Genomic DNA, 22,315 nt, shown 5'->3' on the forward strand with positions numbered 1-22,315 from the left:
GATTTTCAATTATTCATTCAGTGCGACAGAGGTTGAATCTGATACTAATTCTTGTGTTTCTTCCTTTGATTGTTCTTTTTTTGGAGTATCAGGATCTATCCATAGTTCTCCTTGTGCTTCTTTCGGTTCGGCAGGAGTTGTTCCTTCTAAGGTGATGATATAACTAGCTACCTGAGCCATTTCTGCAGGTTTTAATGTTTGTTTCCAGGCCACCATTCCTTTACCATCTCTACCTCCTTCAGAAATGGTACGAAATATGTTCTTAATTCCACCACCCAAAATCCAATATCTGTCAGTTAAATTTGGACCAATTCCACCTCCGCCATCAGCGTTGTGACAGGCAACGCAATTCGCTGTGAAAATAGCTTTTCCTGCACTCATGTCCGAAGCATCAGTTAATAGTGTAACCGTATTTACATCGACTAAATCTTTGGCGGTTTTTTTGTATTCTTCGATCGCAATTTTAGCTTCAGCCATTTCTGTTTCATACTCTTCTCTTTGGGTGTAGTCATTAAACACATGGAAACGTATCATATAGATCATGCCGAATACGATGGTAGCATAAAATCCATATACCCACCAAGGAGGAAGATTATTATCTAATTCTTTAATGCCATCGTAATTATGATCTAGGATGATTTCATCCTCTTGTGCTACCGGTTTACTATCAAGAAGCTTTAGATAGATATCTTTTAACCATTTGAATTGTTTTTCTTTCTTAATCTTTTGAGCAAGTACATAACGTTCTTGGGCATCTGGTTTTAGAGATAGGAATAGTATATTTTGTAATGCAGCTAAACTAATTTCTATCGCAATAGCAAATAACGCAATCATACCTAATACTAACCAGCTAAGAGGTTCTTCAATAAATGCTGAATTGCCGTTAGTTTCAACTGTAAGTTCTATTAAAATATACGCAATGAGTAAAAAGGTACATACTCTTATATATGATGCGGTTGTTTTCATAATGTTAGGTCTTTATCAATTTCTGTTTCTAATGGTATATGACTTACTTCTTTGATGTGTTCTTTTTTTGCAGAAATAACCCACCAAAATAATGCGGTAAAGAAGATGAAAAATATCAGGAGAGAAATCATAGGATAGATTTCTATTCCCTCGATACTTTCCATATGACCTTTTATAAATTTTAGCATAGCTTTATTCTTTAGTTTGTACTATCGTTTCTTCGTCTTGATTTTTAACTTTAATATCTGTTCCTAATCTTTGAATGTAGGCGATAAGTGCTACTACTTCTCGATGTCTCATCTCTATGAAGTCTAACCCATTTTCTTCGGCATATTTCTTATCGGCTTCATAGGTCTTTGCAAAATCAGGATCGGTATATAGATTTTTTTCAATTTGTATAGCTTGCTCGTCCATCCATTCTTGTGCTCTTGCAATCTCCTCTGGAGTATAGGGAACTCCTAGGGTTACCATAGCTTCCATTTTTATCTCTGTTTGAGATCTGTCGAGCTTATTTTTTATCAACCATTTGTAGCTAGGCATGATAGAACCAGAAGAGGTGCTTTGTGGATCGTAGAAATGATTAAGATGCCAATTATCAGAATATTTTCCTCCTATCCTCATAAGATCTGGTCCTGTACGTTTACTACCCCATAAGAAAGGATGATCATATATATATTCTCCTGCTTTTGAATATTCTCCATAGCGTTCTACCTCACTTCTAAAAGGCCGAATCATCTGAGAGTGACAAGAAACACAACTCTCTCTAATATAAAGATCACGTCCTTCTAACTCAAGAGGCGTATAAGGTTTCACGCTTGTGATAGTAGGAATATTAGAATCAACCATTAATGTGGGAATGATTTGTACGGCTCCTCCAATAAGAATAGCGATAGTTGCAAAAATGGTAAGCTTTACGGGTCTTCTTTCTAACCAGGTATGGTACCCTTCTTTAGCTGTTCTGTGTCGTGTTACCTTAGTAAGAGGAGCTGCTTCGGCAAGTTCGTCTGCAACTTTGCTTCCACTTTTCACTGTTTTCACAACATTATAGAGCATAATGAATATTCCTAATATGTAGATGCTTCCACCAATAGCACGCATCCAATACATCGGTATAATTTCATTTACGGTTTCTAGAAAATTTCCATATACCAGGCTACCATCAGGATTAAATTGCTTCCACATAGAAGCTTGAACAAATCCTGCTACATACATAGGTAATGCATACATGATAATACCAAGAGTACCTAACCAAAAGTGAGCATTTGCCAATCCTGTAGACCATAATTTGGTTTTGAAGAGTTTAGGAATTAACCAATATGCCATTCCAAAAGTTAAAAATCCATTCCATGCTAATGCGCCCACATGAACGTGAGCGATCACCCAATCACTAAAATGGGCAATGGCATTTACATTTTTAAGAGATAACATTGGACCTTCGAAAGTCGCCATTCCGTAACCAGTGATGGCAACTACCATAAATTTAAGTACAGGATCTGTACGGACTTTGTCCCAGGCTCCACGAAGAGTTAATAAACCATTGATCATTCCACCCCATGATGGAGCGATAAGCATTATAGAAAAAGCAACTCCAAGATTTTGTGCCCAATCTGGTAACGAAGAGTACAACAAATGATGAGGACCAGCCCAGATATATATGAAAATAAGGGACCAAAAATGTACTATCGATAATCGATATGAATAAATAGGTCTATTGGCAGCTTTAGGAATGAAATAATACATTAATCCTAAGAATGGAGTAGTAAGGAAAAAAGCCACTGCATTATGACCATACCACCATTGTACCAATGCGTCTTGTACTCCTGCATACACTGAGTAACTTTTTAATGCACTTACAGGAAGTTCCAGACTATTAAAAATATGGAGTACTGCCACAGTTACAACGGTAGCGATGTAAAACCAAATGGCGACATATAAATGACGTTGCCTTCTTTTTAATATTGTTCCAATAAGGTTCCAACCAAAAACAACCCATATTACTGCTATAGCAATATCAAAAGGCCATTCGAGTTCTGCATATTCTTTGGATGTTGTAAAACCTAAAGGAAGCGTAATGGCAGCACCAACAATAATTAATTGCCATCCCCAGAAGTTAATATTACTGAGAATATCGCTGAAAATTCTTGCTTTTAATAAACGTTGTGTAGAATAATATACCCCTGCAAAAATGGCATTTCCTACGAAGGCGAAGATTACAGCATTGGTGTGTAGCGGTCTTAGTCGACCAAAACTCAACCATGATATACCATCGGTAAGGTTAGGGAATAAAAACATGAACGCCAGAAGTAGACCAACTGACATTCCTACAATACCCCATAGCATCGTAGCGTACAAGAATTTTTTTACGATTTTATTATCGTAATAGAACTGTTCCATTTCCATGTTAAGATTGTTTGGTTTTAGAAGGTGTTGAAGATTTTTCTTGGCCTTCTTTTACGAGTTCGTCTTCAAAAAGCATGCGAATAGATGGCGTATAAACGTCATCGTATTGTCCATTTTTTATAGAAAATATAAAAGCAATAAAAAAGACAATCGCTACTAGAATACTAATCGTTAAGAGCACATAAATAACACCCATACTTATTTTATTATGCATCAAAAGTATGTGCCAACCTTTTCTTAAAAAATGACATTTATCAGGTTTCGAAATCCATCTTGTAAAAAGTATTTTTGTATGGAATACAGATTTAGAATTTTAGCCGCACTAGAAACAAATAGTTTTTAATACAGGTATAAAGCTATAATCAAAGGAATCTATATGAACTGGTTTTACACCAATTATAATCTTGTTGGAGTGTATATTGAATAACCTTATTTGCTTTAGTGAATGCGTCGTATTTTATAAATTCCATATGAATAGGCTTAAGAATATAACCACCCCAATAGGGTGGTTTTGGAATTTCTTTGTTTTGGAATTTCTGTTCCAATTGTTCCATACCTCTGTCCAGAATTGTTCGAGATGGTATAATAGTACTTTGTTCAGAAACCCAAGCTGCAAGTTTGCTACCTCTAGGACGAGATTCGAAATATCCTTCTGATAAATTTTCAGGTATTTTTTCGGTATGGCCGTAAATATGTACTTCTCTTTGCGATTTATTCCAGTTAAACAATAGTGAAGCTCTATTGTTGTTTGCAAGCGCTTTTCCTTTTTCACTCTTATAATTGGTGAAAAAGATAAAACCTTCCCAAGTAAATCTCTTTAATAAAACAATCCTGGTTTTTGGAAAACCATCTATTCCAATGGTAGAAAGTTGCATAGCATTTATTTCATCTCCAGTATCCAAGTTTTTTATTTCATAAAACCACTGTTGGAAGTGTTCTATGGGATTATAATGCTTCGACATCTCCTTTCTTTTTATGGTATAGCTTAAAACTCATAAAATTTGTAAGTACCGTCACATAAATTACTATAGAAATTGAACTTAATGGCATTAGAATGGCAGCTACGATAGGAGATAATTGACCTATTACAGCAAAATACAAGCCAATTATATTATAGAAAAATGATATAATAAAGCTTGATTTAATTACTTGGATTGTCTTTTTTGAAATATGTAAAAGATCACTGATTTTTTCAAATTCTGATGCATCTAAAATTGCATCACAAGCTGGAGAAAATACATTCACATTTTCTGATATAGCGATTCCTACGTTACTTTGTGCCAGTGCTCCGGCATCATTAAGACCATCTCCAATCATCATTACGTTTCGATGGTTTTCCTGCAAGTTCTTGATATGGTTAAGTTTGTCTTTTGGTTTTTGATTAAAAAGTAATGAAGTCGTTTTAGGAAGTATTTTCTGTAAATAAGATCTTTCTCCCTGATTATCACCAGAGATTATTGATACTTCGTAAGTAATAGATAACTTTTTAAATAATTTTTCGAGTCCTTTTCGATATTGATTGTAAAAAATGAAATGGCCTCGGTAATTATCATTTGTGCTTATATGTACGGAAGTGTTAAGCTGTTTTTCGTTATCAGGATTTCCTACAAAATTCGTAGAACCAATTTTAATGGAGTTTTCGGCATGTTTTCCTTCTATACCACTACCGATATACTCTTGATATTCATCTAAAGTCATAATTTCATATGCTGCAAGTGTATCGTATAAAGATCTGCTTAACGGATGGTTTGAAGCCCGTAGAGTGTTTTTTAATAATGCTTCTTCGGTATGTGATAAAGGTTGCCCATGATATTCAATATTATTTTTTTTATGTACTGTAATCGTACCTGTTTTATCAAACAGAATGGTATCTGCATTTGCCATTTGCTCGATAACGTCAGCATTTTTGAGATAAAATTTATGCTTACCGAAGAACCTTAGTACATTTCCTAGTGCAAATGGTCTGGCTAATGCTAATGCGCAAGGGCATGCAATGATTAAGACTGCTGTAAAAACATTCATGGCTTTGGATGCATCCTTAAATAACCAGTAACTAGTTGCAATAACTGCGATACATAAAATGATTATGGTAAAATATTGGCTTACCATATCGGTAAGATTGGTAAAAGAATCGGCTTTGTTCTTTTTAAAAATATCATTACTCCATAATTGAGTTAGATAACTTTGTTCTACGGATTTGAGCGCTTCAATTTCTATTGCTCCGTTCATCTGTTTTCCTCCTGCAAAAAGTTTATCTCCAGATCGTTTAGAAACAGGCTCACTTTCTCCAGTAACAAAACTGTAATCTATCCTTGCATTACCATTAATTAATATGCTGTCTACAGGAATTAATTCCTCATTTCTAATTAATAAACGATCTCCTTCTTTAATTTCATATACCTGAATGTTCTCTTCTAGTTTCTGGTCTGAAGAAATTCTGGTGACTGCAATGGGAAAATAGGATTTATAATCTCTTTCGAAGGATAAGAAAGTATATGTCTTTTGTTGAAAAAACTTCCCTAATAATAGGAAGAATATCAAACCGGTGAGGCTATCAAAAAAACCGGTGCCTAGATCAAATATTATTTCTACAGTACTTCTAATGAAGAGTACTAAAATACCTAAGGCAATAGGTACATCGATATTTAATATGTTATTTCGTAACCCTTTATAGGCAGAAATTAGATATTCCTGACCCGCATAAAAAACAACAGGTATCGAAAAAGCAAACATTAACCATCTAAAAGCATGTTTATATTGTTCTAACCAATATTCTGACACTTCAAAATATTCAGGGAAAGATAAAAACATCACGTTTCCAAAAGCAAAACCTGCAACTCCTAATTTATAGAATAAACTTCGGTTAATATGTTGATTGCCCTTAGTATAATCCTCTAAGCTAATATAAGGCTCATATCCTATGGAGTTAAGTAAAGTAACAACTTCTTTTAGGGTAGTTTCTGAAGTATCAAAAGTTACTCTTACCGTTTTTTTCGGAAAATTTACTTGTGATGCAGAAATCGATGTATGAAGCTTATGCAAATTTTCTAAAATCCAAATACAGGAACTACAATGTATATGAGGGATATATAAGGTAACTATCTGGATATTTTCATTGCTGAACTCGATTAATCTTTCAATAATATCAGGATTATCGAGATAATCGTACTTTCCTTCGAGCTCTTTGGGAATGGCTCCAGGAGTAGATTGTAAATCATAATAGCAGGATAAATTATTGGTGGAAAAAATTTCATACACTGTTTTGCATCCATTACAGCAAAAAGTTTTATGATCAAATTTCACAATTGTTTTATCACATTCATTGCCGCAGTGAAAACATTTTGTAGCTATCATATCTATTAGATTTTGTACAAAAATCATAAAGACTACGTTCGTATCATATGACAAAAATCATAGTTTGGAGAAGGCAAATAAAATAGTTTTGAGATATCAACATAATACTAAAAACCATGAAAAAGATTTTGCTACTTACCGATTTCTCAGAAAACTCCTGGAATGCTATTGATTATGCTACAGAACTTTTTAAGGAAGAATCTTGTACATTTTATATAGTAAATGCTTACAGCAAAATTATTTATGAAGCTATTCATCTCTCCGATCATCCATCTGAGCGTAGTGTAGAAAATACAGTACAATTAGATGTTTTAACAAACCTGAAACACATAAAGAAAAGCTTGGAGTATGCGAATGTTAATAAGAACCATTATTTTGAAATCATTGCAGTTTTTGGCACGATCACTGAAGTAACATCAGAAATAGTAGCATCCAAGAAAATAGATCTTATCGTTATGGGGACTAAGGGAACTACTGCTGCAAAAGAAGTATTTATAGGTAGCAATGCTGTACGAATCATAAAAGCTATCAAAAAATGTCCGGTTGTAGTCATACCATCTGGTTTTTCCTTGATAAACCATCCTTTGCATATAGCATTTGCAACAGAATTTACACATTTTTATAGTAAGGAAGAATTAACACCTTTAATAGACCTAGCTATACATAAAAGTGCGAAAATCGATATTGTACACATTCCGAAGCAAGCAGGTTCTTTATCAGAGGAACAAAAATTTAATTCAGAAATATTACAAGAATATTTTAATGCTATAGATAGTTATGTGCATACCATAAACATGGGTGATTCTATAGCTTCAACTTTACAAGGTTTTGCAGAAAAATCGAATGTAGATCTATTAGCAATGTTGAATTATAGATACAGTTTTTTAGAAAAATTAACCAGAGAACCTGTCATTAAAAATATAGCGTTTTATTCAAAAATTCCTTTTATGATACTACCAGAAATAGGAATGAGTACTTCATTCTCTAAAATAGGTAAAGACGTATCTAAAAGATATCAAAATCTGATAAAAGATACGGTATAACTGATATTAGTCATAGTTCATCTCCTAGACAGGACTTAGTTTTGGATATAATAAAAACTATTTATCATGAGAAAGGTTCTAATCCCCACAGATTTTTCAGAGAATTCTTTAAACGCATTAAAATATGCTGTTGAGGTTTTCAAATATGAACAGTGTGATTTCTTTATACTACATGCCTATGCGGACGAAGTATATGATCAGAATGCTCATATGGCTCGAGAACTTTTTAATGAAATAAAAGACAATGTCTATCAAAACTCGGAAAAAGAATTGACCAAAATAGAGGAGATATTACAACAGATTTCTCCGAACCCAAGACATTCTTATAAAACACTATCTAAGTTTGGTCAGTTGGTAGATGAGAGTAATGAAATTATAGAGGAAGAAAATGTAGATATTGTTGTCATGGGAACCAAAGGAAAAACGGATAACAGCAAAATAACCTTTGGAAGTAATACACTACAGGTAATTAAATACGTTAAAAGTCCTGTTTTGGTAATTCCTAATGGTTGTACATATACGTCTCCGAAGAGTATCTTATTTCCATCAGATTATCAATTACCATACAAAAGAAGAGAGTTGAAGTTATTGTATACAATGGCTAGAAGTTTTAGATCTAAAATTAACTTTTTATGGGTATCTACTAATGATAAGTTGTCCATACGACAAGAAGACAATAAAGAGTTTTTAGAAACAAGTTTATCAGGTGTTGAACTAGAATCTCATAGGATCTCGTCAAAGAGTTTGACTATAGCAATTAATGAATTTATCGAGCATAAAGGAATAGATTTTTTGGTGATGGTAAATTCTAGACATTCCTACATGGAGAACATATTGTATACATCTACAATAGATACAATAGGATTAGAGATCAAAATTCCATTTTTGGTGATGCAAAATGTACCAAGAATCTAACTTCTAAAAATAACAAGGAAAAATAGACCACAAGAATTATGAGAAGGTATAATGGTTTGTCATGATGTGGTGATTTAGTAAACAATAAATGTTGAAAAGATGAAAAGGATATTATTACCAACAGATTTTTCGGATAATGCATATAATGCTATAAAATATGCAGTACAGTTTTTTAAAGACGAAACCTGTACGTTCTATTTGCTAAATACATTTACTCCTATTTCATATACAGCAGAATACCTTATAGAGAATCCTGCACCTTATGGTATAGAGGAGGTTGCACTTGGACATTCAAAAAAAGAAATAGAAAAAGTAGCACAAAAGATTCAAATAGAATTTCCAAATGAGAAGCATCAATTTATAAAGCTTTCTGCTTTTAATATGTTGATTGCTGAGATAAAGGATGTTATTGAAACGTATAATATTGATCTTATAATCATGGGTACAAAAGGTGCAACAGGACTTAAAGAAGTATTGATAGGGTCCCAAACTATGTATACCATGAAAAAAGTAAAATGTCCGATTATTGCTGTCCCAGATGGATTTGTTTACGAAAAACCTAAAGAAATTCTGTTTCCGACAGACTATAATCTCAATACTTCAAACCCAATTTTATTTCCATTAATTAAGAGTATATGTGACATCCATAACTCGCGGTTACATATTTTAAATGCATATTATGGTGTTCCCTTAGTTACACAACAGAAGGATACAAAAGTATATTTAGATACTTATTTCGAAGAGAATGCTCATGTTTTTGAAATTGCAGACGGCATGGATGTTATAGAAGCTATTGAAGACTATCAGAAATATCATATTATCAACTTATTAGTGATGGTTCACAATAAGCATTCATTTTTTGAGAACCTTTTGTTTAAACCGGTGATCAATCAGATTGCATATCATCTAAACGTTCCTTTTTTAGTGATTCCTTCAATAGAAAGACAATAATAAATTTATGATTAGATCTTAAAAATATAACGATATGAAACGTATATTAATTCCAACAGATTTTTCCGATAATTCATGGAATGCAATAGTGTATGCTTTTAATTTCTTTGAGAATACTCCATGCGAATTTCATATTGTAAATGCCTATGATTTAGCTGCGACACAATTGCTAACTACGATTAGTTCTCAAAAGATAGGAGAGCAGTATAAACTTCTTAGATCAGCATCACAAAAGGGGTTGGATATGGTTGTCAAGGATATTGAAAATTCGAAAACTAGTATGCTTCACTCTTTTAAAACCATTTCTCGTTTAGGAGATTTAGTGGAAGTTCTTCAAAATTTAATCAATGAAAATCATTATTATCTCGTTCTGATGGCAACTAAAGGAGTTACTGGGGCAAAAGAGATTTTTATGGGAAGTAATGCGCATAAGGTTGTTCAATATCTGGATAGTTGTCCTGTTTTAGTAATTCCTGAAGAGTGTAGATATCAAGAAATTTCAAATATTGCTTTTGCCACTAATTTTGAAAGAATGTATTTCAAATCTGAAATCAATCCTATAAAAGATTTAGCAAAGATTCATGATGCTACTATACGAATGATTCAGGTATATGAAGAACCAAAACTTTCAGAAATGCAAAGCTTTAATTCCAGCACGTTAGAGCATTATTTTAGTAATAGGAAGCATGATTTTCATGTAATTGAAGACTTTTCTACAATAGAAAATGCAATACAGGCTTTTATAGAAGAACTGGAGATAGATGTATTGGCCATGATTAACTACCCGCATGGGTTTATCAAGCGATTATTAAGAGAACCTGTTATTAAAAAAATAACATTTCATACTGTAATTCCATTTCTGGTAATCCCTGCTGATAACTGAGAATTGTCATAGTTTTTCGTTTCTACAGGAATTAGATTTACTCATAATTAATAAATAGTTTAACGATGAAACGAATACTAGTTCCTACCGATTTTTCGAACAATGCATATAATGCTCTTTTTTATGCTACTCGATTGTTTCAGAATCAACCTTGCCATTTTTATATACTCAATACTTTTGAGGTTAACACCCCAATATTAACTAGTCGTTTGGATACGAGTAAAGGAGATGCACTCTTTCAGAAATTGAGAAAAGAATCTGAAGAAAAGTTACTCGAAACAAAACATAGAATAACTCTTGATACCGAAGAGCTGCAACATCATTTTGAAACGATTTCTATTTCCAAAGAATTAATAGACACTATTAATAAGACTGTTAAAAGTAAAAAGATTGACTTGGTAGTTATGGGAACAAAAGGAGCTACTGGAGCTAAAGAAATCTTTATGGGAAGTAACACGGTGAAGGTGATCCAATCGATAAAATCCTGTCCTATCTTGATGATTCCAGATGCATTTGAGTTTGTAAAACCTATGGAAATTGCATTTCCTACTGATTTTAAAAGATTCTATTTGGAAGAGGAGTTGAAACCTCTTGTAGATATGACCAAACTTTTTGATGCTAACATTAGGCTTTTTCATATTCACGAAGAAGAACAATTAGATGAACTTCAAGAGTATAATTTTACAGCTTTGAAAAAATACCTGAAGGACATAAATCCGACTGTACATTGGATTTCAAAATTCTCAAAAAAATCAAAATTGATCAATGATTTTATTGGAGATATGGATGTTGATATGCTGGCTATGGTGAATTATAAGCATAGTCTGATGGAAAATATCACTCATGAACCAGTAATAAAAAGTATAGGTTTCCATCCTGTAGTTCCCTTTTTAATTATTCCTGACGCAAGCTGATAATTATCATAGTTTACGATAAATAACAGAGGTACATTTACTACACTAATCTTAAAAATCAATACTGATGAAGAAGAAGATTTTATTACCAACAGATTTTTCTAAAAATGCATGGACAGCTATTTGTTATGCTATAGAATTGTATAAAAGCGATGAGTGCGAATTTTATTTACTAAATACGTTTGATGTGTCTGGTTATGCGCTGGAAAGTATGATGGTTCCAGAACCAGGAGAGAAGTTATATGATGCAGCTAAAGAAAAATCAGAAAAAGGACTTGGAAAAACCTTGGAAAGATTAGCATTTAGAGATGAATATCCAGGACATAAATTCTTTGCTATCTCGCAGATGAATAGTCTGTTAGAGGCCATTAAAGATATCGTGGATAAAAAAGATATCGAAATGATTATCATGGGAACCAAGGGAACCGGTAATCAGAGAGATGTCATATTTGGAAGCAACGCTATATCCGTTATGGAAAAGGTAAGAAACTGTCCTGTAATGATGGTTCCAGAAGAAACACTATACCGAAAACCAAGAGAAATAGTATTTCCAACGGATTATAAAACACATTTTAAGAGAAGAGAATTACAATATTTGGTAGAGATCGCTCAACGAAATAATGCAGCAATTCGTGTGTTATATATCACACAAGACGATACACTTTCTGAAGAACAAAAGAATAATCAGGATTTATTAAAAGAATATTTCGAAGAAGTCCCTTATACATTTCATACGCTGCATAATGTAGATGTGGCTGGAGGCTTGAGCTGTTTTGTAGAAAGTAGAGATAGTGATATGATCACTTTTGTAAATCATAAGCATAGCTTTTTTGGTAGTGTATTCTCTAGACCCTTAGTTAAAAACTTAGGACATCATGCTACAGTTCCTGTACTGGCACTTCACGATTTAAAAAACTAAAACCATATACAATGAAAAACATAGGCATCTGGATGGATAAAGAAAAGGCGTTTATTATTAACCCTAATAAAAACGAAAAAGAGATGATCACCATCCCATCTCAAATAGAAACATATCGCATTCATGGAGGTTCCGGAACCAGAGTAAAAGGAGGTCCACAAGATGTGGTACAAGACAGTAAATATTTGGAACGAGAGAAACATCAGTTCAAAGCTTATTTTAAAGAAATAGCTTCTCATGTAAAAGACGTCGATAAACTGGTTGTTTTTGGACCTGCAGAGGCTGGAGAAAAGTTCAAAAAAGAATTAGGATACTACTATAAAGATCTACATGACAAACTAGAAGGTGTTTTTAAAACTGATAGTATGACCGCAAATCAAACCAAAGCATTGGTAAGAGATTATTTTAATCTGTAAAAGAAGTATTGATAGTACTCTTAAATATGAATCCTACTTTTTTTACGCATACTAGAAAAACGGTAATTATAAAATTTTGAAGAAATGAAAACAATACACGAAACAGAAACAAGGTTAAAAGATTTTCATTTTGAAATGTTAACATGGAAATCCTCACTTCAATTTATTGAAGGTGAAGTACAATTCATTAATCAACTCCTTAATTCCTATGTTTTTGAACCCAATACACCAAACCTTTTTGAAAGACTTCAGGAATTTAAAACACAAATAAAAACTGTACAGACAGAATTAGAGAATATTTATTTAGAGATAAGCAAGCAAGAAAGTGAATTAGGTGGAATGATGGAGTGCGATACCATGTCTTGCGATATTTTTTATAGTGATAAACATTTTTCATTAAAGGAGAAATTTGATCTGTTTTATAAAAACTATCAGTTTTTTAAAACAAAGGTGTTTAGCTATGCTGGAGGAGTGCTTAAAAAGAAGAAGAAATAAATCTTAAAGCTGAGAAATATCATTTTTTTCCTCATTCAACTGATTTAATTTTATTACAGATAATAACTATAAAACCTAAATATTATGTCACTAATTAAATTTAAAAGAAACAGATTTCCTTGGATTAATGATAGTATTGGTAATTGGTTAGATACAGATAGTTTTTTCTCTGATGATTTTTTCATCAGAGATAAGGATTTACCAGCCATGAATATTAAGGAAAATAAAGATGATTTTGAAGTAGAACTGGCGGTTCCAGGTTTTTCTAAAGAGGATATAGCTGTAACTATAGAAAATGATATGCTTCATATCTCTGCAGAAAATAGTAATAATGCTGTTCAGGAAGAAGAAAACTATACCCGAAAAGAATTTAGTTATAATTCTTTTCAAAGAAGACTACAGTTACCCAATAGTATTGACCAAAATAAGAAGGTCAAAGCGGCATACAAAGATGGTTTGTTAACCCTGAATTTACTCAAAAAAGAAGAGGCTAAGGAACCACCAAAAAGAGTAATAGAAATTGCTTAGAAAAAGAGGTAGGCAGAAAATGATGTGGGGTTAATTTTCTGCCTTTTCTATTTTAAAACTATCATCAATAAGAGCAGAAATATGAAAACCGATGAGCAACATATAAAATATGCTGAGTGGAAAAGCGCTGATGAATTACATGAAATTACCGTAGGCTGGATTTCTGAATTAAAATTTAGTAAAGATGAACAGTTATTTCTTCAAAATCTTATCAGGAACTATCCGGCAACGCCAATTTCAGAAATAGAAGTAAAAGAAAGCAAAGAAACTGCGGATCGTCTTGCTAAATTATCTGAACAGATAGATCCTCTGCTTGAGAAAATTAGGAACCATAACAATGAACTTCTTGTATTAGTAGACAGTGAAGATCAATTGGAGGAGGAAAAGGAGTATAAGCAAACACATCGATTATTATCGGAAGAAGTAAATAGCTATTTAGAAACATATAAAGCTCACAAGAGAATAATTTTTGAACTAATTAAAAGCTTTATCAAAAAGGAAAAAGTAAAACGAATATCAAAATAATAGCATTGAGAATACTCAAGAACATATCAATTGTGATAGTTCTTTTGTTTATGGGATTTTGGATTTGGTATGAGTATACATATTCCATGGATACCGTAATACCATTTCAGGTAAATGATCCAAATCTAGAAACAAAAGTGCTTATCGCCTCTCAGGGAAGCAGGTTTAAAGATTCATTGGTACAAAGAGTATTAAAACATTATAAAGAGGATGCTATTTATTTTAAAGTAATTGATGTGTATACACTGTTTACAGTACCAATAGATAAATGGGATGCAATTGTGATTATCAATTCTTGGGAATACGGAAGCCCGCCATCTAATGTGAAGAGATATATCAAAAATCATCCTGAAGATCTTGATAGATTGATTATTCTTTCTACCGTTGGAAGCAGTCATATCACATTACAAGATGTAGATGTAATATCTGGCGAATCCATTATTGAAAAACTGCCAGAATATACAAATGAGATAGTCCATAGACTAGATAAAATATTATCAAATACAAAAACTAACCATAATGAATAAAGTGTTTATATATAACTTACTGATCATAGGATTGCTTTGGAGTTGTTCTTCGAGTGAATTAGTAGAAAATTGGAAACATCCAGATATCGAAGTATTTGAATCTGAAAAGGTACTGGTGGTCGGAATTACTGCAGATAGTAAGAATCGAAAAAGTTTTGAAGAAAGGCTCTCTAAAACGTTACAAAAAAATGGAGTTAATGCTGTTACTAGTCTCGACCTTTTTGAACAATTCTATGACGATTCGCCAAAAACTGAAGAAGAATTACTAGAACTTGAGAAAGAATTGATTCAAGAAGGTTTTGATGCTATATTACTTTCCAAAGTTCTTGGTGTAGAAGACAAGGTTACGGTAGTTTCTTCCATGAGAAACCTTGATCGAACTTTTAATAATTTTAGAGAAGATTATTACCAGAATCAGGAAATTTATCATGATCAGGATTATTATGAAGAGTATCAAATATTTCATGCTCAGTCCACACTGTATTGTATCTGTCCCGAAAAAGAAAAGGAAGTGATCTGGCAAGGATCCATAGACGTTACCATGCCTGATAATATAAAAAAGGCTATAAAAGATTATGTGAATATGTTAGTCTGGGCATTGAAAGAACAAAAACTATTAATTGTAAAGCATGAACTCTATTATGAAGGTGTTGATATATAGTGCAAAGGATTTTGAAATACCATTTTTGGAGCAGGCTAATAAAGATCAATTTCATATCAAATATAGTAAGGAACGTCTTACCGAAGATACAGCAGTTTTAGCTCTTGGATTTGATGTGGTTTCTATTTTTTCTGCTGATGATTGTTCTTCTTCGGTTTTAGAAAGGCTTAGAGATTTTGGGATACGTCATATTACTTTGCGTTCTGCTGGATATGATAATATAAATCTAAAAACAGCTAGCAGGTTAGGAATTCGAGTGGCCAATGCTGCGGGATATTCACCACACGCTATTGCAGAACATGCCATTACATTATTATTATCACTAAATCGTAAAATAATAATGGCAAATCAACAGGTTCATAATTATAATTTTTTGCTGGATGATCTTATTGGTTTTGATCTTAATCAAAAAACTGTTGGGATAATTGGTACGGGAAGAATAGGAAAGGTAATTGCTAAAATCATGAATGGTTTTGGGTGCCAAATTATTGCTAATGATTTGATAGAAGATCCTGATTTAGTAGAAAATGATAAAGTAACATATTACAAATTAGAGGAACTATTAAAAGAATCAGACATCCTATTTTTAAGTACGCCTTTGACTTCAGAGACACATCACTTAATTCGTACAGAGACTATTGAGTATATGAAACGAAACCTAATTCTTATTAATGTAGCCAGAGGAGGTATCGTAAGAACTGAGGATATCATTAAAGCTTTGGAATTAAAAAAGATTGCAGCGTATGGCTCGGATGTTTACGAGTATGAAAATGGAGTTTTTTTCTATGATAGATCTCAAAATCATCCAAATGATCCACTTTTACAGGAACTAATAGATTTACCCAATTCTTTGATTACACCGCATCAGGCATTCGCGACTAAAGAAGCATTACATAATATTGCGAAAACTACTTTTGATAATATACAGAGTTGGCAAAATGGAGGAATACCGCAGAATGAGCTAACACCCGTATTAAAGGATATCGATGGTTAGGGTTTGACTAAAGAACTGGACTGAAAATTTTAGCGATACCTTCTTTTATTTTGTGTGACCAGGGTCTTGTTACGAAAGTATCATACGCTAAAAGAGTACTCTTATGGCAATCCTTTACAAACTCTTTTCTAAGTTGAAGTGCAAAATCATCATCATAAATTACAGCATTCACTTCATAATTTTGTTCAAAGCTCCTTATATCTAAATTGGTAGTGCCTACTGATGATATTGTATCGTCCGAAACAATCGTTTTACTATGCAAAAAACCATCTTCAAAAAGATAAATCTTTACACCAGCTTGTAACAAATTTTCAAAATAAGAACGAACACACCACTTTACAATTAGGTTATCCGATTTTTGAGATAATAGTAGCCTTACATCCACTCCGCTCAATGCAGCAACCTTCAAAGCATCTAAAATCGATTCTCCCGGAATGATATAAGGATTCGCAATATATACGTAATCTTTTGCCTCATTAATGATAGAAAAATACATCTGTTTTGTAGCTGGAAAATTATCATCTGGACCACTATGAACTATCTGTACAGTAGAGTTTCCGTTAACAAGGTTTTTAGAAAAATAGGATGTGTTTAATATAGATTCGTCATTACTGACCAAATACCAATCAAGAGCAAATATTGCTTTTAAGTTGTTTACAGAAGGACCTTTTAGTTGTAAATGTGTATCATACCAAATTCCTAAATTGGGATCTCCTTTTATATATTTATCCGCAATATTAATTCCTCCTGTAAATCCTATTTCTCCATCGATCACTATGATTTTTCTGTGATTTCTATAATTGATAGAAGAAATAAATTTACCAAATTGGATGGGTAAGAATTTATGAATTTTTACTCCGATATTCTGTAATTTTTTGATGTATGCTTTACTCAGAGATAAGCTACCTATTCCATCATAAAGGATATAAATATCTACTCCATCATTAATTTTAGTATTGAATAGATTAAAAAGCTCTGTAGTAAGTCCTCCTTCTTCAAAAATATAATATTCAAGATAGATAAATTTGTTGGCATTCTTTATAGCTTCAAAAATGGCTTCAAACGTAGTTCTTCCATTTTTGAGTAGTTTTACTTCATTTCCTGTACTAGGTCTAAAAAGTGAGTTCTGAGTAATCAACGAAATTATTTTATGATGCTCATTAAATTCTTTTGTCGAAATAGGAGCGCATTCTGCAACGGCTCTTTCCATGAAAGTTGCAACCCTAGGTGTTTTTTTTAATCGAAAGAGTTTATTTTTTCTTCGATTTCTTCCCAACATAAAATACAGAAATATACCACCTATTGGAATTGTGAAAATAGCAAAAAGCCATCCTAATATTTTGGTAGGTCTCATACCATTAAGCAATAATCTAATAGTAATTATTGCACTAATGATTATGTATATAATAATACCTATTGAATAAATCACAAATTAAAGATAAACTTAATAATGCATTATCAATAAAGGAATTTGAGTTCCGTAACTAATTTTAGAAGTTTCAGATCCTTTAAAAAAGCGTTCTAAAAATGTTTCTCTTTTTACGAATATTGCAGTAAGATCTACTTCCATCACCTGCACAAAACTATGAATCGCTAAAGAAAACGGTATATTACTAATAGTATGAAAAGTATGGTTGTAGTCTTTAAAAAATGATTCTAGATTCTTTTTATCATCAAATTCTGTTATGGTTACCAATTCATCTTCTTTGGTTTTCAAAATTCTTAGAGAAGCATTGTGTTTTGATAAAATATCGGTGAGAGGATCAATTCCTTCTGTTGTAAAATGATCATCTATATTCAAAGCATATAACACTGTCTTTGGAACTCTGAATTTGATATTATTTGGTATTGCCAAAACTGGACAATCAATTTTACGGATAACTTTTAGTGTATTGCTTCCAAAAACTACCTCAGCAGCTCCAGTAGCTCCGTTTGTACCCATAACAATTAAATCAATTTCCTTAGTCACGACAGCTTGCCTAATGGCATCCGTGAAAATGTCATAATCAATTATTTTCTCGAAAGCATAGTTTTCATTAGAATATTTAATTTCTAGATCGTCGACAAGCTGATTTAATTTTGTTTTTGATTCATTAGTTATCGAATGATAAAGAGAAGTGTTTGTCGGAGCGCTCATCAAATCATCGGTGGTATAATGAGATGCTTTTTGTACATGTAAAATATAAAAAGTACATAGTTCTTTTTTAAAAAAATCCGTAGCATAGTCAATAGCATTTAAAGAATTTTTTGAAAAATCTGTGGGTAAGAGAATATTCTTCATGATGTTTGATTTATACCATAAAATTACCTTTTAAACCTTAGATCAAATATGATCTTTATCATATAAAAGGAGATTACTAGAGGGTAGATCGCATTACTATATTTTGATGTATTGATACAGATTTGATTTTGGATTTCCTCCAGTATTTCAAAAACAGAAAGTAGATCCTCTTTGGATAATTTGGTTTTAAGATATTAATGTTTGGAACAAGAATTATTCATAAAGTCTTCCTCTACATTTAGACCAAAACTTAGGGTCATATTCATCAAAAAATAAAAATTTTTAAATGTTGTGGGTAACATTTTAATCTAGTTGAACTCCTTCTACCAAATGGACATTTATTATCTGGTCTGATCAACCTAAATAATTTTTGCAAAGCAAAACGCGTAAGCCGAAAAGCGAAAGAGTAAGCATTTCTTTTAAAACTTAATACAATGAAGCTTAAAAATATTTTATCGCTATTTTTTATGATAGCAAGCATATATCTGGGGATAAGTCAAAACCTGGTGTTAAACGGAGATTTCTCGCAATACGATGTTAACTGTAATGATTTTAGTTTTGGTTTTACTGGATCAGCAAACACCAATTGTGTAGATGATTGGAACTCCTATTCCGGAAGTCCTTCCCTACATGGAGTATCATCAAATCCACATGCCTGGATGTGGTCAGGAGGGACGAATGATCATTATGAAAGTATCCAAACTCCAGTAGCATTTGAACAAGGGAAGTGTTACGCTGTTTCTTTTAAAGTAAAAACGAACGATAGAGGCAATCAGGATATCAGTGATCATGGTACCGTAAACTTAAGAGCTGTAAATTTTCAAAATGGAAGTATTGATACAGAACAAACGATATTTTCTAATACTATCGGAACCTATTTAGGGAATAACTGGCATACCGTAACCACTACGTTTACACCTAATGCTAATTATTCTAGATTATTAATAAATCCATTATACACAGGAGGTGTAAAACAGGCTGAGATGGCGATTGATGATATTGTGATTCAGGAAAGTCAAAACCTTAGTGTGGATTTTCATTTTGAAGATACAGCTGGTACTCATAAGAATACTTTTTGCGAGGGAGAGACTATTCTACTGAATGGAAGCGCTTCTCAAGGCGAGATTCATTATTTTATTGATGCCTGGAGAAGACCTAGCGGTAGTTTAGGAAGTTTTCAGTATGTATCTGGATTAGGATGGACAGCAGGACAATTACAAACGGTGAATTTAACCAATCTATTTGCTAGTAATAATGTAAATTTTGAAGCAGGTTATGAATATGAAATCAAAGTAGCGTTAGGGAATGATTGCATCGGTTGGCTGCCTTTAACTAAGAGGTTTACTGTATTACCTAATGCAGCCTTGGATCCTGATTTTACAATGAATGCTAGTTGTGCAGGTAATGGAACTATTACGATTCAGGCAACAGCTACAACAACCAATGCCTACCAATGGTGGGGATTATTCGAAACAGCTACCTCGACTACTACAGGAGGTACACAAGTAGGACCTATTCAAGGAGGAACATCGGTTACTTTTAGTGGACTAAGTAGAACCAAAAATTATTACATAAAGCATGGTGTTTGGAAAGATTCTGATAAGAATTGTTATCCATGGCAAGAAGCCAGAAAAATTGTACCTAATTCTGTAAGTTGGATAGGATATACCACAGATTTTACACTAAGCCTTAGTGCTAGTGGTGGTTTGGTAAATGTAAATCTACAGGCGGATCCAAATCCTGTATCGGTTTATCACGGCTGGCAAGTCTACGACGTTAATCATAATGTCATTAGCGGTTTTTGCTGTAACTCCGATATCGCTTCTTTTTCAGGACTTTCTACAAACACTTGGTATTATATAAAACATGGAATTTGGAATGATTGTAAAGAATGGCAAGAAACTAGAAGATATTTTAGAGTTCAGATACAGGAAAGTGAGAATAATACTGGAGGTTTTGTATTAGAAACCAAAGAATATCCTTTTGAGCCAGATAGTGCCTATACAAAAGAGATCAATGAACTCATTAATTCTGGTGTAATTTTCGAACTTTTTGAAGAGTATGAAGAGGGAAGTTTTGTGGAGGATGATAAAGAAATTTCAAAAATCGAAATGTACCCTAATCCAGTTCCAGCAGGAAGAGTGCTTACCATTACCACCTCAACTACTACGGATATCCAAAATGTTGAATTAGTAACATTTACAGGGAAGAGTGCATCCATATCGTTTAAAAAAGAAAAAGGTATGATCCTTTTGGATATAGATGCGAAAACACCTAAAGGGATGTATTTCGTAAGAATCATTAAAGACTCTGGAGAAGTAATCACAAAACAATTAGCGGTACAATAGTCTTTATAATCAATTTAATATATAGAATAGATGAAAAATTTTAAAACATATTTACTACTCTCATTTTTAGTGCTCATCACTTTTTTTTGGGCTTGTAATGATGAGTTTACTACATCAGAAATGCGTGTAGATATATTGGAAACTACTTTAAAAAGAGAAGGGGTTTTAGATCGCCTAAGTGGGACTCTTCAAACTAAAAACAATAAACCAATTGTAAATGCCACGATTAAACTTCGAGGCGATATAATAGCATTCAGCGATTCGAAAGGAGGTTTTGTTTTAGAGGAAAACAGTTTTAGGTTAGGAGATGTATTAACTATAGAGCATGAGGATTTTGTTACAGTTTCTAAAGTAATTGAAAAGAACACAAAACTATTTGTTTTAATGAAAGAAAGAGCCAAAGCTCATGTGATTGATGCTGATAAAGGGGCAGAAATACCTGTGGACTTTCAAGGGCAAATATCAATTCCTAGCAATGCGTTTAACTATAGAGGAAAGCCGTATAATGGTAAAGTAGAAATAAGAGCCACTTATATAGATGTAACTGATCCGTTTGAATTAAGAAGTGCTCCTGGAAGTTACATAGCAGAAGAGGAAGATGGGACTTTATATCCATTAACATCTTTTGGAATGATAGAAATTACAGCTACAATACCCGAGAAAAATATTCCTTTAGATCTAAATGAAGGAGCGGTAATTGATGCTTCATTTCCAATACAAACGGAAAATACGCCAGAACAAGTGAATTTATACGAATTGAATAAAGAAACTGGATACTGGGACATTTCTGGAGTTTTGGTTAATCAAGGAAATGTATTAAGAGGAGAGATTACATCGGTTAATAGTTCGTGGAATGCAGATGATCCTTGTGCAAACGCTTTAGTATGTGTGAGAGTACAAGTGGTATATACCAATGGAGATCCTGGATGTTATGTTTGGGCTACAGGACTTACTTATAATGGTTTTTCGGGCCATTTTACCCCTGATGCAAATGGATTTGTAGAATTTTGGGTGTGTCCTAATAGTGTATTCCAGCTAAACGCTTGTTTATGTTTATGCGTTCCAGGAGGGCCGATTTACACTTCGATTATCGACCTGTCTACAGTTACGATGAATCCTTCGGGCTGTACAGATCTTGGTGTCTGGACAATTAATAACTAATATCAAATAATCCACCTTTGTGATTTTTATTCAT

General features: G+C 32.9%; 23 protein-coding genes. 15 read left to right on the forward strand and 8 right to left on the reverse strand.

Annotation, left to right across the window (positions count from 1 at the left end; all coding sequences use genetic code 11):
- Nucleotides 1–9 precede the first annotated feature (9 nt).
- The 6 genes from Q1B37_RS10125 to Q1B37_RS10150 form a co-directional block, all read right to left on the reverse strand.
- Nucleotides 10–966 carry a cbb3-type cytochrome c oxidase N-terminal domain-containing protein gene (locus Q1B37_RS10125; RefSeq protein ID WP_299898390.1) on the reverse strand — a complete coding sequence of 319 codons (957 nt, stop codon included), beginning with the start codon at nucleotides 964–966 and terminating at the stop codon, nucleotides 10–12.
- Nucleotides 963–1,154, reverse strand: coding sequence for a CcoQ/FixQ family Cbb3-type cytochrome c oxidase assembly chaperone (locus Q1B37_RS10130; protein WP_299605945.1), 192 nt, complete (start codon nucleotides 1,152–1,154; stop codon nucleotides 963–965). Before Q1B37_RS10130 ends, Q1B37_RS10125 begins: the two co-directional genes overlap by 4 nt.
- 4 nt (nucleotides 1,155–1,158) lie before the next feature.
- Nucleotides 1,159–3,366, reverse strand: a complete 2,208-nt coding sequence (ccoN, locus tag Q1B37_RS10135) for a cytochrome-c oxidase, cbb3-type subunit I (protein ID WP_299898392.1) — start codon at nucleotides 3,364–3,366, stop codon at nucleotides 1,159–1,161.
- Between the two features lies 1 nt (nucleotide 3,367).
- Nucleotides 3,368–3,562 carry a cbb3-type cytochrome oxidase assembly protein CcoS gene (ccoS, locus tag Q1B37_RS10140; RefSeq protein ID WP_299898393.1) on the reverse strand — a complete coding sequence of 65 codons (195 nt, stop codon included), beginning with the start codon at nucleotides 3,560–3,562 and terminating at the stop codon, nucleotides 3,368–3,370.
- Nucleotides 3,563–3,728: 166 nt separating this feature from the next.
- Complete coding sequence (gene pdxH, locus Q1B37_RS10145; protein WP_299898395.1) at nucleotides 3,729–4,328, reverse strand: pyridoxamine 5'-phosphate oxidase; 600 nt, start codon at nucleotides 4,326–4,328, stop codon at nucleotides 3,729–3,731.
- Nucleotides 4,312–6,720 (reverse strand): heavy metal translocating P-type ATPase metal-binding domain-containing protein, encoded by a 2,409-nt coding sequence (locus Q1B37_RS10150; protein WP_299898397.1) that lies wholly within the window; start codon nucleotides 6,718–6,720, stop codon nucleotides 4,312–4,314. The genes pdxH and Q1B37_RS10150 overlap by 17 nt, the downstream gene beginning before the upstream one ends.
- Nucleotides 6,721–6,836: 116 nt before the next feature.
- On the opposite strand from Q1B37_RS10150, the gene Q1B37_RS10155 reads away from it, so the two are divergent.
- The 13 genes from Q1B37_RS10155 to Q1B37_RS10215 all read left to right on the forward strand — a co-directional run bounded on the left by Q1B37_RS10155 (nucleotide 6,837) and on the right by Q1B37_RS10215 (nucleotide 16,491).
- Complete coding sequence (locus tag Q1B37_RS10155; protein ID WP_299898399.1) at nucleotides 6,837–7,763, forward strand: universal stress protein; 927 nt, start codon at nucleotides 6,837–6,839, stop codon at nucleotides 7,761–7,763.
- A 66-nt stretch (nucleotides 7,764–7,829) separates the two neighbouring features.
- Nucleotides 7,830–8,678, forward strand: a complete 849-nt coding sequence (locus Q1B37_RS10160) for a universal stress protein (RefSeq protein ID WP_299898401.1) — start codon at nucleotides 7,830–7,832, stop codon at nucleotides 8,676–8,678.
- A gap of 99 nt (nucleotides 8,679–8,777) precedes the next feature.
- On the forward strand, nucleotides 8,778–9,629 hold the full coding sequence (locus Q1B37_RS10165) for a universal stress protein (protein WP_299898403.1): 852 nt from the start codon (nucleotides 8,778–8,780) through the stop codon (nucleotides 9,627–9,629).
- A 34-nt stretch (nucleotides 9,630–9,663) separates the two neighbouring features.
- Nucleotides 9,664–10,512 (forward strand): universal stress protein, encoded by an 849-nt coding sequence (locus Q1B37_RS10170; protein ID WP_299898405.1) that lies wholly within the window; start codon nucleotides 9,664–9,666, stop codon nucleotides 10,510–10,512.
- A 65-nt stretch (nucleotides 10,513–10,577) separates the two neighbouring features.
- Complete coding sequence (locus Q1B37_RS10175; protein WP_299898407.1) at nucleotides 10,578–11,426, forward strand: universal stress protein; 849 nt, start codon at nucleotides 10,578–10,580, stop codon at nucleotides 11,424–11,426.
- A gap of 67 nt (nucleotides 11,427–11,493) precedes the next feature.
- Nucleotides 11,494–12,345 (forward strand): universal stress protein, encoded by an 852-nt coding sequence (locus Q1B37_RS10180; RefSeq protein WP_299605971.1) that lies wholly within the window; start codon nucleotides 11,494–11,496, stop codon nucleotides 12,343–12,345.
- A gap of 11 nt (nucleotides 12,346–12,356) precedes the next feature.
- A complete protein-coding gene (locus tag Q1B37_RS10185; RefSeq protein WP_299605974.1) occupies nucleotides 12,357–12,761 on the forward strand; it encodes a hypothetical protein in 405 nt (134 codons plus the stop codon).
- 84 nt (nucleotides 12,762–12,845) lie between these two features.
- Nucleotides 12,846–13,256, forward strand: coding sequence for a hypothetical protein (locus tag Q1B37_RS10190; protein ID WP_299898409.1), 411 nt, complete (start codon nucleotides 12,846–12,848; stop codon nucleotides 13,254–13,256).
- Nucleotides 13,257–13,340: 84 nt separating this feature from the next.
- A complete protein-coding gene (locus tag Q1B37_RS10195; RefSeq protein WP_299898411.1) occupies nucleotides 13,341–13,784 on the forward strand; it encodes an Hsp20/alpha crystallin family protein in 444 nt (147 codons plus the stop codon).
- Nucleotides 13,785–13,865: 81 nt separating this feature from the next.
- Nucleotides 13,866–14,309: a hypothetical protein gene (locus tag Q1B37_RS10200; RefSeq protein ID WP_299898413.1), complete on the forward strand. Its 444-nt coding sequence runs from the start codon at nucleotides 13,866–13,868 to the stop codon at nucleotides 14,307–14,309.
- A gap of 50 nt (nucleotides 14,310–14,359) precedes the next feature.
- Entirely contained in the window at nucleotides 14,360–14,836 is a 477-nt protein-coding gene (locus Q1B37_RS10205) for a hypothetical protein (protein ID WP_299898414.1), read from the forward strand.
- On the forward strand, nucleotides 14,829–15,497 hold the full coding sequence (locus Q1B37_RS10210) for a hypothetical protein (protein ID WP_299898416.1): 669 nt from the start codon (nucleotides 14,829–14,831) through the stop codon (nucleotides 15,495–15,497). The genes Q1B37_RS10205 and Q1B37_RS10210 overlap by 8 nt, the downstream gene beginning before the upstream one ends.
- On the forward strand, nucleotides 15,466–16,491 hold the full coding sequence (locus tag Q1B37_RS10215; protein ID WP_299898418.1) for a 2-hydroxyacid dehydrogenase: 1,026 nt from the start codon (nucleotides 15,466–15,468) through the stop codon (nucleotides 16,489–16,491). Before Q1B37_RS10210 ends, Q1B37_RS10215 begins: the two co-directional genes overlap by 32 nt.
- 7 nt (nucleotides 16,492–16,498) lie before the next feature.
- Here the strand turns inward: Q1B37_RS10215 and cls are convergent, their stop codons facing one another.
- Both cls and Q1B37_RS10225 read right to left on the reverse strand, forming a co-directional pair.
- Nucleotides 16,499–17,920 (reverse strand): cardiolipin synthase, encoded by a 1,422-nt coding sequence (cls, locus tag Q1B37_RS10220; RefSeq protein ID WP_299898420.1) that lies wholly within the window; start codon nucleotides 17,918–17,920, stop codon nucleotides 16,499–16,501.
- Nucleotides 17,921–17,935: 15 nt separating this feature from the next.
- Nucleotides 17,936–18,772 (reverse strand): universal stress protein, encoded by an 837-nt coding sequence (locus Q1B37_RS10225; protein ID WP_299898422.1) that lies wholly within the window; start codon nucleotides 18,770–18,772, stop codon nucleotides 17,936–17,938.
- Between the two features lie 434 nt (nucleotides 18,773–19,206).
- Between Q1B37_RS10225 and Q1B37_RS10230 the strand changes: the two genes are divergently transcribed.
- Entirely contained in the window at nucleotides 19,207–21,120 is a 1,914-nt protein-coding gene (locus Q1B37_RS10230; RefSeq protein ID WP_299898424.1) for a T9SS type A sorting domain-containing protein, read from the forward strand.
- Between the two features lie 30 nt (nucleotides 21,121–21,150).
- Nucleotides 21,151–22,281: a hypothetical protein gene (locus tag Q1B37_RS10235; RefSeq protein WP_299898427.1), complete on the forward strand. Its 1,131-nt coding sequence runs from the start codon at nucleotides 21,151–21,153 to the stop codon at nucleotides 22,279–22,281.
- Nucleotides 22,282–22,315: the final 34 nt, after the last annotated feature.

The sequence above is a fragment of the uncultured Aquimarina sp. genome, assembly GCF_947492965.1.
Classification (GTDB): domain Bacteria; phylum Bacteroidota; class Bacteroidia; order Flavobacteriales; family Flavobacteriaceae; genus Aquimarina.

Excerpts from the sequence above, each read along its gene's own strand:
- Q1B37_RS10175 (WP_299898407.1), top strand. The coding sequence starts at position 10,578 with ATGAAACGAATACTAGTTCCTACCGATTTTTCGAACAATGCATATAAT.
- Q1B37_RS10190 (WP_299898409.1), top strand. The coding sequence starts at position 12,846 with ATGAAAACAATACACGAAACAGAAACAAGGTTAAAAGATTTTCATTTT.
- Q1B37_RS10205 (WP_299898414.1), top strand. The coding sequence starts at position 14,360 with ATGGGATTTTGGATTTGGTATGAGTATACATATTCCATGGATACCGTA.
- Q1B37_RS10185 (WP_299605974.1), top strand. The coding sequence starts at position 12,357 with ATGAAAAACATAGGCATCTGGATGGATAAAGAAAAGGCGTTTATTATT.
- pdxH (WP_299898395.1), bottom strand. The coding sequence starts at position 4,328 with ATGTCGAAGCATTATAATCCCATAGAACACTTCCAACAGTGGTTTTAT.
- Q1B37_RS10210 (WP_299898416.1), top strand. The coding sequence starts at position 14,829 with ATGAATAAAGTGTTTATATATAACTTACTGATCATAGGATTGCTTTGG.
- Q1B37_RS10215 (WP_299898418.1), top strand. The coding sequence starts at position 15,466 with ATGAACTCTATTATGAAGGTGTTGATATATAGTGCAAAGGATTTTGAA.
- Q1B37_RS10150 (WP_299898397.1), bottom strand. The coding sequence starts at position 6,720 with ATGATAGCTACAAAATGTTTTCACTGCGGCAATGAATGTGATAAAACA.
- Q1B37_RS10170 (WP_299898405.1), top strand. The coding sequence starts at position 9,664 with ATGAAACGTATATTAATTCCAACAGATTTTTCCGATAATTCATGGAAT.
- Q1B37_RS10225 (WP_299898422.1), bottom strand. The coding sequence starts at position 18,772 with ATGAAGAATATTCTCTTACCCACAGATTTTTCAAAAAATTCTTTAAAT.
- ccoS (WP_299898393.1), bottom strand. The coding sequence starts at position 3,562 with ATGGGTGTTATTTATGTGCTCTTAACGATTAGTATTCTAGTAGCGATT.
- Q1B37_RS10125 (WP_299898390.1), bottom strand. The coding sequence starts at position 966 with ATGAAAACAACCGCATCATATATAAGAGTATGTACCTTTTTACTCATT.
- Q1B37_RS10235 (WP_299898427.1), top strand. The coding sequence starts at position 21,151 with ATGAAAAATTTTAAAACATATTTACTACTCTCATTTTTAGTGCTCATC.
- Q1B37_RS10200 (WP_299898413.1), top strand. The coding sequence starts at position 13,866 with ATGAAAACCGATGAGCAACATATAAAATATGCTGAGTGGAAAAGCGCT.
- Q1B37_RS10160 (WP_299898401.1), top strand. The coding sequence starts at position 7,830 with ATGAGAAAGGTTCTAATCCCCACAGATTTTTCAGAGAATTCTTTAAAC.
- Q1B37_RS10165 (WP_299898403.1), top strand. The coding sequence starts at position 8,778 with ATGAAAAGGATATTATTACCAACAGATTTTTCGGATAATGCATATAAT.
- Q1B37_RS10130 (WP_299605945.1), bottom strand. The coding sequence starts at position 1,154 with ATGCTAAAATTTATAAAAGGTCATATGGAAAGTATCGAGGGAATAGAA.
- ccoN (WP_299898392.1), bottom strand. The coding sequence starts at position 3,366 with ATGGAAATGGAACAGTTCTATTACGATAATAAAATCGTAAAAAAATTC.
- Q1B37_RS10180 (WP_299605971.1), top strand. The coding sequence starts at position 11,494 with ATGAAGAAGAAGATTTTATTACCAACAGATTTTTCTAAAAATGCATGG.
- Q1B37_RS10230 (WP_299898424.1), top strand. The coding sequence starts at position 19,207 with ATGAAGCTTAAAAATATTTTATCGCTATTTTTTATGATAGCAAGCATA.
- Q1B37_RS10155 (WP_299898399.1), top strand. The coding sequence starts at position 6,837 with ATGAAAAAGATTTTGCTACTTACCGATTTCTCAGAAAACTCCTGGAAT.
- Q1B37_RS10195 (WP_299898411.1), top strand. The coding sequence starts at position 13,341 with ATGTCACTAATTAAATTTAAAAGAAACAGATTTCCTTGGATTAATGAT.